Origin of the sequence: Caballeronia sp. LZ029 (assembly GCF_031451275.1) — a bacterium.
GTDB classification, from domain to species: Bacteria; Pseudomonadota; Gammaproteobacteria; order Burkholderiales; family Burkholderiaceae; genus Caballeronia; species Caballeronia jiangsuensis.
Genome location: NZ_JARUXO010000001.1, coordinates 2,398,397 through 2,411,622, shown reverse-complemented (window position 1 = coordinate 2,411,622; position 13,226 = coordinate 2,398,397). Strand labels below are relative to the sequence as shown.

The window sequence follows — 13,226 nt, the reverse complement described above, 5'->3', positions numbered from 1 at the left end:
TCCGGAGGAAATCGCGTATCGCAAGAAGTGGATCGGCGAGGAACAACTGCTCGCGCTCGCCAAGCCCTTGTCGAAGAACGCCTACGGTCAATATCTGCTCAATCTTCCGAAGGACCAAGTCGCATGGCCGTCTGCGTGACGCGGCTACGAAGCAACGTCACGCGATGACCTCAGAGGAAGAACGGCACGGGCAACCGCCGCTAGTCGCCCGAGATGGAATGGACACCACCCTCCCTCCGGGGAATTGGGCCTATTGAGGGCCTCCAGGACCGAACGGCATCAATGTGCCAAAGTGGGAGTTGCGACACAACCACTTGAGGAACGGAGGCCCCAGATGAATGCTACGACATACGGACTCGACATTGCAAAACGGGTGTTCCAGATGTACTGGGTCGACGCCCAAACTGGCGAGATCGCGAATCGGAAGTTCGGACGAGACGATCTAATTGCATTTTTGGCGCAGCGCCCCACCGGTCGCGTCGCCCTCTAAGCTTGCGGTAGTGCTCATTGGTGGGCGCGCAAGATTCGCGCGCTCGGACATGAGGTGGTGCTACTACACGCGCAATTCATTCGACCTTTCGTGCAAACGAACAAGACTGACGCGGCGGACGCCCGGGCAATCTGGACTGCAGTGCAGCAACCCGGCATGCGCACGGTTGCCGTAAAGACGGAGGATCAGCAAGTGATGTTGAGCCTTCACCGTATGCGCTCGCTGCTCGTCAAGTTCCGAACAATGCAGATAAATCAGTTGCGCGGGTTGCTGTATGAATTCGGCGTTACGTTTCGCGCAGGACGCGTAGCAGGACTCGACGAGATCAGGAAGCGCATGGCAGAACTCGAAGAAACACTGCCACGATCGATACTTCTTAACCTTCTCGAACAGTTGCGTCGCATCAACCTGTTTGAGGAGGACATCGATCAACTCGAGAAGCGGATTGGTGCCTGGCAGAAACACGAAGCGGCATGTCGTGCGATCTCCGAAGTGCCGGGTATCGGCCGCCTGACTGCAACGGCTCTGGTGACAACAATTGGAGATGCGAAGACATTCAGGTCGGGGCGCGAGTTCGCTGCATTTCTGGGACTTGTTCCTCGTCAGAATGGTACCGGAGGAAAGATACGGCTGGGCTCGATCTCCCGACGTGGTGACCCATACTTGCGTACGTTGCTGATACATGGAGCGCGTTCTGTTCTGTGTCACACCAAGGTACCAACCGCATGGCAAAAGGCGATACAGGTGCGACGTCCAGCAAACGTAGCAACAGTGGCCATGGCGAACAAAATGGCGCGAATCGCCTGGGCGATACTCGCTCACAGAACTCCCTACGAAGCGCATCATGTGAGCAACAGACCTGCATAGCAGGATGAGTACTTTGAACGTTGTGGAACTGGTAGGTTGCTAAGGATGATTTCAATGTGATGGCGAGACAGGTCGGACCGCAGGAACGCAAACCTGAACACAGTCTTGTGCTTCAAGCACGTGGCCGAGATGAGGACGTTCCTGGCGTATTCCATCAGGGCCCGCAGCTTCGGCTTGCAAAAGGCCGCATATAAGACCGCAGCCGATACCTCGTTCACGTATCACACACAATCAACTTGGCAAACCGGGCGGTGTCCATATAAGACTGTGAGGGAAGCTCTCCCTCATTCTGATCACGGTCGCGTCAACTTCCGAATCAAGCGGTAACCTGCGCGGACAACACGTCGAACGTAGCGAGAGAGTCTTGGGCTGGAGGCAGCTACTTCACGAAGCTTGCGCGTTGCACGCCAGGTCGTGCTTGCTTCTATTGCGGAGAGTCGCTCGAGTTCAGCCTGACTCTCCCGCATCGACAGTTCCATCTCCTGCATCGACAGTTGCGTTTCCCGCATCGACAGTTCCAACTCGCTGATTCGATGTCGCAGCGAATCCTGCGCGCTCAAATGAAGAGCATTCGGCGTCAGCACCGCGCGCATGGTCGTGAAGCGCTGGTTGGCGGGAAGGCCAGGGAACGCATGTGAAAGACGAATCCAGCCCGGAAACGTGGGGTAGGTTCTCAACATCGAAGCAGGCCGAACGCGATAAAGAAAGCCGACTTTGGGCATTACCCAGACTTCCTTACCCAATCCGGCCATTCGGGAAAAAAGCTGCCAATCTTCCCATGTGCCTCGGCTCGTGTCGTCCCATCCTCCCAGTTCTTTCAGGACACTTGTCCTGAAGACCGCCAGGGAAGGTCCGTACGGATTTTCCGTAAGGCCTAAACCAAAATCCATTCCAATCGGACGATAGATGTAATCGTTGGTGATAGATTTTTCACCGAACCAATTGTCTCCATCGTTGAATGCCCGGTCATAGCACGTGACGGCCGCGACATGAGGATTTTCATCGAGTATCCTGCAAGCGTCGCCGAGGAAATTATTCAGCATGATGTCGTCGTTATCATGCGTGCAAACGTACGGAGCCTTTACATGCTGCAATCCAGCATTTCGGGCGCCCGCGAGGCCGACATTACGTTCGTTTCGAACGACCAGCGTTTCCCCGCCGACCACGGTTTCGGAAACTTCCGCCATCGTCTGGAATTTTTCTTCCGTACTTTTATCGTCGACGAATATGGTTTTCGCGGGACGATGGAAGGAGTTGTTGATTCCGAAGACCACGTCGGCCAGATGCGCCCGGCTGCCGTTGAAATTGCTGATAATCAAATCGACATTGCCACGGGGCTGTTGTGCCAATCGCGGGCTCTGCTTGAACGATTCAAGCATCGCCAGGTAGCTTTCGCTATGCAGTCGGTACATCGACGCCATTGCGTGCCGTGTGCGGGCAATGAGCGCGGTCCGTTCATGGAACGGCATTGACACACTGCGAGCAATCGCGTTGGCGAGCGCTAGCGAATTTGGCTCGCACATCACCTCCGGGTGCACGACCGTCGGAATTTGTTCTGGCAGCCCGCCAGCCTTGAATGCAACGAACTGGCAATTCGCTCCGACTATTTCGAAAATAGACAGCGGGTGGTTGTCTCCCTTGTAGGGGAGAATCGCGAGGGAATCAATTGAAAGCTCCTCAAGCTTCGTTACCACCGCATTTCGGCTGTACTTGCCGCAGCTAATCTTGACGTCGGGAATCGCATACAGGCGCTCGTCGGCGCGCTCGGTTCCCAGAACCACGATCTCTTCGATTTGTCTTGCGACGTCGACGAATTGCGGATCCGCGAATAGCTGAAGCAGCGCATTGCAGAACTCGGGATAACCCTTTTGCGCGTTCGGCTTACCGTAGAACACGATCTTCGAGATTCGTCCGAATTTCGTCTCGAGAAGATCGGCGTCCGCGAGTTGAACAGGATATGGCTGAAGTCTGTGCTGACGCGGTAGAAACCCGAGTTTGTTGAGGTAAAGATCCTCCATGAACCGCGTCGGAAACACGAGGCAATCTGCCAGCTCGGCGCTGAGCCGCTCCATGGCATCGTACTTTACCGGCCGCTCCCTAGAGATTTCGCCTGCGGCGTTATCGAGATAGCCGTGATTGCCGTGCGCATAAGCCATGAGGAAGGTTTCGGGAGGAAGCATTCCCGCCCGTTTCGCTTGCGCCACCCTGAAGCCGATGCCGACATAATCCTGATATTCGACCAGCTTCACCGCGTCGTAGATGAACAGAGCGATCTGAAGAGCCGTTAGCACCTCCTCCGCATCGATTTGAAGGTCGTCCCTACGCGCTGCCGAGCGGCCGCATAGTGCGGTTGCGTGCAGCCAGCCAGCGTCATGAGAGAACGTTACCCAATCCTCGGGCAGTCCGGTCGAACCGGAAAACAGGACGATTCGCTTGTGTCCGGAATGTTCTTCGGCCACCTGATAATACGTGCCAATTCCGCCAGTACTCAGCGCATTGGAATGTTCGGACGTAATGACGAGGTGGTCCGACTGCTCGGGAAGGCCCCTGTCTCGAAGAAAGGCGGAATAGAAGTCGTCGTCACATGACACCTCCGCCAGAATGGTCCGCGAGAACTTGTCGAATTGATTTTGCGGAACGAGCGCAAGATTCTTGACGTCGAGAGCGGAAGCGCGCAGAAAGACGCTGAATTCACTCGCATTCCACTGGCGCGCATGAGCCGGATTATCGGGAATATTCTTCGAACTGATGCCGTCGACGCGATCGCGATCGGGCGTGGATATAATCAGCCGATTGGCGCGATTCCTTTTGAGGATTTTCCGGAAAATGCGGATAATCGGACGGACATCATTCAGATGCTCGATGACATCCGAGAAAATAATCAGCGTCGGAGTGTCATCATCGACGGCTCTGCGAAAAAGCTCGACATCCCGCGGATCTTCGAGATTTGCCTGCAGAAAAGGCGGAAGAGGCTTGCCTTCAACACGATCCCGCTTATCTGCCCAGTCGACCTGCAAAAACTCGCCTTCATAATCGGCAAAAGCGGCGAGCAATTTCTGCCCGCCACCGACTCCCACATCCACGATGCGCCGCGCGCGCTGCGTCTCCGCAATTGTTCGGGCATGTTCATAGACGGACTGCTGCCAAATCACGGCTGCGTCGGAGTGAAGCCGATTAATATCTACGACTTTTCGGGCATCGCCACCGGCACCGAAATTGTGTTCGGGAGAGAGCAGCGCCAAATCAAGAATTGCTTGCGGAATTTGTTTCATCGTGCTAGGCGAATTTATTCTTTAAAGGAATTGCGGCGCGGCGAACGTATCTCAGCCCTGCACACCAAGCAGGTCGGGCCGGTAAAGCTTGCGGAAGAGCAAATCGGTCACACTCGGCATACATGCTCGCTTACGCTTCGGTGCGCCAATTGATAAGGACTTGGAAGTGAAGCCGGACCCGAATCTCCCTGGATGTCGACATCTTCGCAGAGATCGCAGTTTAGCGTAAACGTTTGATTCGACAGCTTCTCGTCCGAAGTAGGCGCGTCACGGGTTAGCCGGAGGGACCTGGGCTTCGGCCTCCGCCCGCAAAGGGCGTCGTGGCCCGGCAGCGCGCGATGGCCGCCGTGCCGGACGCCCGTGCACCGCTCAGGCGCTGACCGGATTGCCGATCGATCGGAAATTTGGGATCATTCGGTGCGTCGTGACCGGAAAATTGAAAGTTGCGAAAGCGCATTTAGCAAAGCATTGCATCGCGATATAGCTGATTAATCGGGAAATAAGTGTTTCCTTTGGTAATTTTTAATGCGGGCGGCACGTGATTCCGGCGATATTGAGCGATTGATATGCGGCGATGATTCCAAACGGTCCGGTTGGTGTGAGGCGAGTGTTGAAAACAAAAACGTATCTGGTTACTGGTGCTTCCGGATTCATTGGGCGGGCTCTCGTCGAGCGTCTTCAGGCTGATGGGCATTCTGTGCGTCGGGCACTGAGACATGAGCCCAATAATTCCAACGACATCCGCTGTCCTCTCGACGCCTCTTCTGATGAATGGGCTCGCGCGCTGGAGGGCGTCGATGGTGTTTTCCATCTGGCGTGGTCGACGGTGCCACGCAGCGCGAACAGCGCACCGCTCAGTGATCTGACGACTAATCTCGCCGGAACGGTTGCACTGCTGGAAGCCATGAGGCGTTATCCGGGCGTACCGCTGATGTTCGTCTCTTCCGGCGGAACTGTTTATGGAGCGCCCACCGAGACGCCCATCAGCGAAACGCATCCGCTGAAACCCATCAGTGTGTACGGCGCATCCAAGGTTTCAGCGGAAACCTATGCGCTCGTTTATCGTCGCCAGTTTTCTGTCGATACGCGTATCGTTCGGCTGAGTAATCCATTCGGACCTGGGCAGAATGCGCGAGGGCAGTTTGGCGCCGCTTCAGTATTTGCGTGGCGGGCGCTTGCTGGTCGTCCTATCGACGTCTGGGGCGATGGCTCGATAATTCGCGATTATATATTCATCGACGATACGGTGAATGCGTTACAGCGCGTAATGAATGCGCCAGCCAGTGTTTTTTCGGATGTCGATCCGGTATTGAACATCGGCTCTGGAAAGGGCACATCGTTGCTGGAGATCGTTCGGGTAATCGAAGAACTTCTCGGGGTTCGACTCCAGATTAATTTCCAGCCCGCGCGTGGATTCGATGTTCCCGTCAATGTTCTCGATATTTCTTTGGCGAAGCGTCTGCTGGGATGGTCGCCGGCGACGAGTTTCGTCGAAGGAATGCAAACGACCCTGGCTCAACTTGGAAAACGTTCGACCGATGTTTCGGCATGATGTAAGCGGTAATTGGAAAAGTGTTGAGAAGATTCGATCTTCAAGCGCTTCGCTCTTCAAGGAGCAGCGATCGGGAAGCGGCACTTCTTAATTATTCGATCTTCTTCGAACGTAAAAGCTGCTTGAGGAGAGACGCAAATGATTTTGGTAACAGGCGGCGCCGGTTTCATCGGCGCCAATTTTGTTCTGGATTGGCTCAACGGTTCGGATGAGCCTGTTCTGAACGTCGACAAGCTGACGTACGCGGGCAATCTCGGCACGCTCAAGTCGCTCGAAGGCGATGCCCGCCACGTATTCGCGCGCGCGGACATTTGCGACCGCACCACCATCGATGCGCTGCTGGCCACGCACAAACCGCGCGCCATCCTGCATTTCGCCGCCGAAAGTCACGTCGATCGCTCGATTCACGGCCCGGCCGATTTCGTGCAGACCAACGTCGTCGGCACGTTCACGCTGCTCGAAGCCGCGCGGATGTACTGGAGCACGCTCCCCGAAGACGAGAAACAGGCGTTTCGCTTTCTGCACGTGTCGACCGACGAGGTGTACGGCTCGCTGTCGGCCACCGATCCACAGTTTTCCGAGACCACGCCGTACGCACCGAACAGTCCCTATTCGGCGACCAAAGCGGGCTCCGATCACCTGGTGCGCGCGTATCACCATACGTACGGCCTGCCGGTTCTGACGACCAATTGCTCGAACAACTACGGGCCGTACCAGTTCCCTGAAAAGCTGATTCCGCTGATGATCGCGAACGCACTCGCGAGCAAGCCGCTGCCGGTGTATGGCGACGGCCAGAACGTGCGCGACTGGTTGTACGTGGGCGATCACTGCGCCGCGATTCGTGAAGTGCTCGCACGCGGCGTGCCGGGCGAGACCTACAACGTCGGCGGCTGGAACGAGAAGAAGAACCTCGAAGTCGTGTACACGCTGTGCGATCTGCTGGACAAGGCGAAGCCGAAGTCGGGCGGCTCCTATCGCGATCAGATCACCTATGTGAAGGATCGTCCGGGCCACGACCGTCGCTATGCCATCGATGCGCGCAAGCTCGAACGCGAACTCGGCTGGAAGCCCGCGGAAACGTTCGAAACGGGTCTGGCGAAGACGGTCCAATGGTATCTGGACAATCAGGCGTGGGCGGACGAAGTGGCCTCCGGCGAATATCGCAAATGGGTCGAGACGAACTACGCGCAGCGCGCGTAAGGAGCTGACGATGGCACGCAAAGGCATCATTCTGGCGGGCGGCTCCGGCACGCGGCTCTATCCGATCACGCATGCGGTGTCGAAGCAACTGCTGCCGGTGTACGACAAGCCGATGATCTACTATCCGCTGTCCACGCTGATGATCGCGGGGATTCGCGACGTGCTCGTCATCTCGACGCCGCAGGACACGCCGCGCTTCGAGTCGATGCTCGGCGACGGCAGTCAGTGGGGCATGAACATCCAGTACGCGGTGCAGCCGTCGCCGGACGGGCTCGCGCAGGCGTTCATCATCGGGCGGGAGTTTGTCGGCAATGATCCGTCGGCGCTGATTCTCGGCGACAACATCTTCTACGGGCACGATCTGGCCAAGCAACTCGAAGGCGCGAGTTCGCGCACGGAGGGCGCCACGGTGTTCGCGTATCACGTGCACGATCCCGAGCGCTATGGCGTGGTCGAGTTCGATCAGCAGTTCCGCGCATTGTCCATCGAGGAAAAGCCGGCGACGCCGCGGTCGAATTACGCGGTGACGGGGCTTTACTTCTACGACAATCAGGTGTGCGAGATTGCCGCGGACATCAAGCCGTCGGCGCGCGGCGAACTCGAAATCACGGACGTCAATTCACGCTATCTCGCGAGCAAGAAGCTCGATGTCGAGATCATGGGGCGTGGCTATGCGTGGCTCGACACCGGCACACACGATTCGCTGATCGAAGCGGCGACGTTCATCGCGACGTTGCAGAAGCGTCAGGGACTGGTGGTGGCGTGTCCGGAGGAAATCGCGTATCGCAAGAAGTGGATCGGCGAGGAACAACTGCTCGCGCTCGCCAAGCCCTTGTCGAAGAACGCCTACGGTCAATATCTGCTTAATCTTCCGAAGGACCAAGTCGCATGGCTATCCAAGTAACCGCTACCGCGCTGCCCGAAGTCAAAATCATCGAACCCAAGGTGTTCGGCGATGCACGCGGTTTCTTCTACGAAAGCTTCAACGCGCGCGAATTCGCGGAGCACGTGGAAGGCGGCCTAGAGTTCGTACAAGACAACCACTCCCGATCGGCGAAGGGCGTGCTGCGCGGGCTGCATTATCAGATTCAGCATCCGCAGGGCAAGCTCGTGCGCGTGGTCGAAGGCGAAGTGTTCGATGTCGCGGTCGACATTCGCAAGAGCTCGCCGAACTTCGGCAAATGGGTGGGCGTGAATCTGTCCGCGGAAAACCATCGGCAGGTGTGGGTGCCGCCCGGGTTTGCGCACGGCTTCGTCGTGCTGTCGGAAACCGCGCAGTTTCTCTACAAGACCACGGACTACTGGTATCAGGCGCACGAGCGCAGCATCTTGTGGAACGATCCGGAGATCGGCATCGAATGGCCGATCGATTTCGAGCCCTTGCTCGCGGCGAAGGATGCAGCGGGCACGCGCTTGGCAGATGCCGAGGTATTCGCTTGAAAGAAGAGAAAGTCATGACCGCACGGGCGCCACGCACGATCCTCGTCACGGGCGTGAACGGGCAGGTGGGCTTCGAACTGAGACGCTCGCTGCAAGGACTCGGGCGAATCGTCGCGGCGGACCGCGCCGCGCTCGACCTCGCTGATCCGGTCAGCATCCGCGCGTGCATTCGGTCGGTGAAGCCCGACGTCATCGTGAACTCCGCTGCGTACACCGCGGTGGATCAGGCCGAGAGCGATACAGCGGCCGCGCGCACGATCAACGCGGAAGCGCCCGCGGTGCTCGCCGACGAAGCGAAGCGCCTCGACGCTTTGCTCGTTCATTATTCGACCGACTACGTATTCGACGGCACGGCGACCCACGCCTATCGCGAAGACGACGCGACCAATCCGCAAAACGTCTACGGCGCGACCAAACTCGAGGGCGAGCAGGCCATCGCCGCTTCGGGCGCATCGAATCTGGTGTTTCGCACGAGCTGGGTCTATGGGCAGCGCGGCCGCAATTTTCTTCTGACGATGCTGAAGCTCGCGGGTGAGCGCGACGAACTGCGCGTCGTCGCGGATCAGATCGGCGCACCGACCTGGTCGGCGACCATCGCTGCGCTGACCGCATCCGTTATCGCGCAGGGCCTCGCGCACGACGCCAGCCTGGCTGACTGGGCACGCGAGAAGAGCGGCGTCTATCATCTGACGTCGGGCGGCTCGACGTCGTGGGCAGGTTTCGCCGAAGCGATCTTCGCCGAAGCGCGGCTCGAGCATCCGCCGCGCGTGATTCCGATTCCGTCGTCGGATTATCCGACGCCCGCACGGCGCCCCTTGAATTCCCGGCTGGATGGCGGCAGGCTGGCCCGCGCGTTCGGGCTCGCCGCGCCGGACTGGCGCGAAGCGCTCGCACTGTGTCTGGCGTCGCGCTGAACGTGGCGGATCAGGCTTGCGAAGCGCGCCTCGCGGGACTCGGCGCCGTCATCGTCTTCTATCACCCGGATTCGGGCTGCATCGAGCGGGCGAACCGGCTTGCGCGCTGGTGCCGGTGCGTGGTCATCGACAATACGCCCGTGCCCGAGGAAAGCGAACGCACGAAGGCGTTGCTCGACGATGCCGTAATCTATCTGCCGAACAACGCGAATGTCGGCATTGCGACGGCGCTCAATCAAGGTATCGAGCGATTGATTGCCGACGGTTACGAGCTCGCCATGCTGTTCGACCAGGACAGCGAATCGACGCTCGAACTGATCGGCGGTCTGACGGACGTGATGCGGGCGTGCATTGCGCGGCGCGAACGGGTGGCGCTCGTCGGACCGGCCTACGAGGATGCTCGCCTGCGTGGTGTCGCGCCGTTCGTGCGCTTCGGGTACTTCAGACTCGAGCGCGTGATGCCGGCCGGCGACGCACCGCTCGACGTCGACTTTCTCATCAGCTCGGGTTCGTGCGTGAATCTCGCCTGCTGGCGCGACGTCGGTCCGATGGACGATGCGCTTTTCATCGATTTCGTCGATACCGAGTGGTGCATTCGCGCGAAATCGCGAGGTTTCCGCGTGCTGGGCGTGCCGTGGATCAGCATGACTCACGAACTCGGTGAAGAACCCGTGCGCGCGTTCGGCCGCAACTATCCGATGCACAGTCCCGTGCGGCATTACTACCTGTTCAGGAACGCCGTCACGCTGCTCAAGCGCGGCTATGTGCCGTGCAAATGGAAATCCACCGAGCTCATCAAGCTGCCGGTGCGCCTCGTGATCTATGCGTGCTTCGTCCCCGACGGCCGCACGCACGTGAAGATGTCACTGCGAGGCCTGTGGCATGGCCTGATCGGGCGTCTCGGCCCGCTGGCCTGAACGCGCGGGCGCGCGCCTTCAGTCGAACTGGCCGATGCGCGGATCGTCGGCGAGCGCGAAGGGCCGCCTGGACGTGTCGAGCGAAAGATTCGGGTTGTAGGCCGGATCGCGCAGCAGGGCGTCACCCCAGCGGCTTTCCATCAGGCGCACTTCGCGCTGAAAGCGCTGGAATTTCTCCGGCGCCATGTCCGAACCGCGCGTCGCCGACTCGTGGTGATAAAGCTCGGCGTGCGGCGTCCACACGTTGCGATAACCCGCTTCGCGCACGCGGATGCAGAAGTCGACATCGTTGAAGGCCACGGCGAAATCCTCGTCCAGGCCGCCGACTTCCTCGTAAATCGACCTGCGGATCACGAGACATGCCGCCGTCACGACGGACATGTTCTGCACGGCGACCGCGCGGCCGAAGTAACCGAAAGCGCCGCGTCGCATCTTGTAGTGCATGTGGCCGGCGACGCCGCCCAGGCCCAGCACGACGCCGCCGTGCTGCAAGGTATCGTTCGGATACCAGAGACACGCGCCGACCGCGCCGTTTCCGGGCTGCGCCGCGATCGACACGAGTTCTTCGAGCCAGTCGGGCGAAATCACTTCGATGTCGTTGTTCAGCAGGCAGACGAATTCACCCGCGGCGAGCTTCACGGCCGCGTTGTTCAGCGCGGAGAAGTTGAACGGGCGGTCGTCGCGGATCACGCGAACGGCGGCCCGCGCGCGCAGCGTGTCGAAATACGCGTGCGTCTCGGGCTTCATGCTGCCGTTGTCGACCACGATGATCTCGAAGTTCGGATACGTGCTCTTCGCGAAAATGCTCTCGATGCACTGGCGCAGCAACTCGACGCCATCGCGGGTCGGAATGACGATGGAAACGAGCGGGGCCGGCGAAGGGGGCGCATAACGCACGCGCAGGATGCCGATATCGCTCGCGAGCTGGGAAACCGCGCCCTGCACGCCGGTGCGCGCGAGATGCTCTTCGACCGCACGGATGCCGGCGGTGAGGGCGTAGGGCTTTTCCGTGCCGGCGCCCGCCGTGCTGCCCGGCACGATGCGCCAGTGATAGAGCACATGCGGAATGTGATGGACGGCGTCGTGTCCGGCGATCTCGATGCAGCGCAGCGCGAGATCGTGATCCTGACTGCCTTCGAAGCCTTTGCGGAAGCCGCCGGCCTGCCGCACCAGCGCCGTTTCGTACACGCCGAGATGCGAGAACAGATTCTGTACGAGGAAAAGCTCGGGATTCCAGTCGCTCTTGAAGTAAGGCGCGCTGCGCCGGCCCTCGGGCGTGAGCTTGTCCTCGTCGCTGTAGAAGAGGCGCGCGCGCGGATGCGCGTTGATCGCCGCGGCGACCTGATAGAGCGCGTGCTCGGGCAGGATGTCGTCGTGATCGAGCAGCGCGACGAATTCACCCGTGACGAGCGCGAGGGCGCTGTTGCTCGCCTCGGAGATGTGGCCGTTCTGCTCGCGCAGGGCGATCTTGATGCGGGCGTCGCGCGCGGCGTAGTCCCGCAGAACCGTGACCACCTCGGGGTCGGGCGAGGCATCGTCGGCGATGCACAGTTCCCAGTGCGAATACACCTGCGCCTGCACCGACTCGATCATCGCGCGCAGCAGCGCAACGTTGCTGTTGTAAGTCGGGACGAGAACGGAGATCAGCGGCTGCCTCGGCAGTGCCCGTGCTCGCGCGAGAAGGCTGTCGCGCTTGGCCTCGTCGATCGTGTCGTACTGTTCGATCCAGCGTGCGTAAGCTTCGGGGCTGTCTTCGAGCTGCTCGCTCGCGAGAATGCGACGCCCGCGCCGCACGATGCCGTCAATGCCTTCCTTGCGCCAGATCGCGTAGTAGTGCGCGAGCGCGGCGCGCAGTCCGCCGCGCATCCGGATGGCGTGCGCCGCCGACTCGACCGACCGATTGGCCTGACTCGCCCGCACGGACGCCGCCCGCAACGGCGCCGTGACCCGCCACGACATCGACATGCGCAGTGCGGTCAGTTCCGCTTCCAGCAACGCGATGGTTTTCTGCTGATCCTCGATTGCCGAATTCGCGTGTCCGGACGACGTCAGTTTGCGTTGCAGATCGGCGACCGTCGTTTCGAGCGCCGCGATGCGCTCGGCATCCGACGCTTCGCGCGCGCCGCGCTCCTGCGACGGATCGGTGTTGTGCGGGGACGACGGTGTGTCGCGCGAAGTGTCTGGAGTCATTCGGGGTGCGGGCGGCCCGCAGCCTGGGGGTGCAGTGCCGTTTCTCGGGCGGATTGCAAATTATATCGGAGGGCCGCCTGAGCTCCGGCCGGCGGGGCGGCGGGAAAGTGCTTCCAAAAGTAACGCGGGTGAACCCGGATACGGGGCGGGCGGTCCGAACACCGTCGAGAACGAACGGCCTCGCCGCGGTGTGCGGCGTACGCACGTTGGAACTTCGGGGTCTCGACTATTACAATACGGCCTCGATATTCAGGCCGGCAGCCCTTCCAGTGCGCCGGTCGCGCGGCGCGGGCCGCACTCCGTTCCGTTCATCGCGGCTCATCCGCGCCACCGCCAGGTGCGCTCCGGGCTACCATGGCCCCATCGCGGAACCGCTATCTGGAA

Annotated in this window: 8 protein-coding genes and 1 pseudogene; 7 read left to right on the top strand and 2 right to left on the bottom strand. The window is 59.9% G+C overall.

Going from position 1 to position 13,226, the window contains the following annotated elements:
• Nucleotides 1-334: 334 nt before the first annotated feature.
• Nucleotides 335-1,357: pseudogene (locus tag QCE73_RS11385) on the top strand (IS110 family transposase).
• Between the two features lie 293 nt (nt 1,358-1,650).
• Here QCE73_RS11385 and QCE73_RS11380 read toward each other — a convergent pair.
• The gene (locus QCE73_RS11380) at nt 1,651-4,629 is read right to left on the bottom strand and encodes a glycosyltransferase (RefSeq protein WP_309881260.1); all 2,979 of its coding nucleotides are present in this window, start codon (nt 4,627-4,629) and stop codon (nt 1,651-1,653) included.
• 607 nt (nt 4,630-5,236) lie between these two features.
• Between QCE73_RS11380 and QCE73_RS11375 the strand changes: the two genes are divergently transcribed.
• From QCE73_RS11375 to QCE73_RS11350, 6 genes are all read left to right on the top strand, one after another.
• Nucleotides 5,237-6,181 (top strand): NAD-dependent epimerase/dehydratase family protein, encoded by a 945-nt coding sequence (locus tag QCE73_RS11375; RefSeq protein WP_309881259.1) that lies wholly within the window; start codon nt 5,237-5,239, stop codon nt 6,179-6,181.
• Nucleotides 6,182-6,319: 138 nt separating this feature from the next.
• Nucleotides 6,320-7,381 (top strand): dTDP-glucose 4,6-dehydratase, encoded by a 1,062-nt coding sequence (gene rfbB, locus QCE73_RS11370; protein WP_309881258.1) that lies wholly within the window; start codon nt 6,320-6,322, stop codon nt 7,379-7,381.
• 10 nt (nt 7,382-7,391) lie between these two features.
• Nucleotides 7,392-8,285, top strand: a complete 894-nt coding sequence (gene rfbA, locus QCE73_RS11365; protein ID WP_309881257.1) for a glucose-1-phosphate thymidylyltransferase RfbA — start codon at nt 7,392-7,394, stop codon at nt 8,283-8,285.
• Nucleotides 8,270-8,821, top strand: coding sequence for a dTDP-4-dehydrorhamnose 3,5-epimerase (rfbC, locus tag QCE73_RS11360; protein WP_035500877.1), 552 nt, complete (start codon nt 8,270-8,272; stop codon nt 8,819-8,821). The genes rfbA and rfbC overlap by 16 nt, the downstream gene beginning before the upstream one ends.
• A gap of 14 nt (nt 8,822-8,835) precedes the next feature.
• Complete coding sequence (rfbD, locus tag QCE73_RS11355; protein WP_309881256.1) at nt 8,836-9,735, top strand: dTDP-4-dehydrorhamnose reductase; 900 nt, start codon at nt 8,836-8,838, stop codon at nt 9,733-9,735.
• Entirely contained in the window at nt 9,717-10,652 is a 936-nt protein-coding gene (locus QCE73_RS11350; protein ID WP_309881255.1) for a glycosyltransferase family 2 protein, read from the top strand. The genes rfbD and QCE73_RS11350 overlap by 19 nt, the downstream gene beginning before the upstream one ends.
• An 18-nt stretch (nt 10,653-10,670) precedes the next feature.
• Here QCE73_RS11350 and QCE73_RS11345 read toward each other — a convergent pair whose 3' ends face one another.
• Nucleotides 10,671-12,518, bottom strand: a complete 1,848-nt coding sequence (locus QCE73_RS11345) for a glycosyltransferase family 2 protein (RefSeq protein WP_309881988.1) — start codon at nt 12,516-12,518, stop codon at nt 10,671-10,673.
• Nucleotides 12,519-13,226 lie beyond the last annotated feature (708 nt).

What these genes read in the sequence shown, in the direction of transcription:
- rfbD (WP_309881256.1), top strand. Translation starts at nt 8,836, where the DNA reads ATGACCGCACGGGCGCCACGCACGATCCTCGTCACGGGCGTGAACGGG.
- QCE73_RS11380 (WP_309881260.1), bottom strand. Translation starts at nt 4,629, where the DNA reads ATGAAACAAATTCCGCAAGCAATTCTTGATTTGGCGCTGCTCTCTCCC.
- rfbB (WP_309881258.1), top strand. Translation starts at nt 6,320, where the DNA reads ATGATTTTGGTAACAGGCGGCGCCGGTTTCATCGGCGCCAATTTTGTT.
- QCE73_RS11345 (WP_309881988.1), bottom strand. Translation starts at nt 12,518, where the DNA reads ATGCGCGGCGGACTGCGCGCCGCGCTCGCGCACTACTACGCGATCTGG.
- rfbC (WP_035500877.1), top strand. Translation starts at nt 8,270, where the DNA reads ATGGCTATCCAAGTAACCGCTACCGCGCTGCCCGAAGTCAAAATCATC.
- rfbA (WP_309881257.1), top strand. Translation starts at nt 7,392, where the DNA reads ATGGCACGCAAAGGCATCATTCTGGCGGGCGGCTCCGGCACGCGGCTC.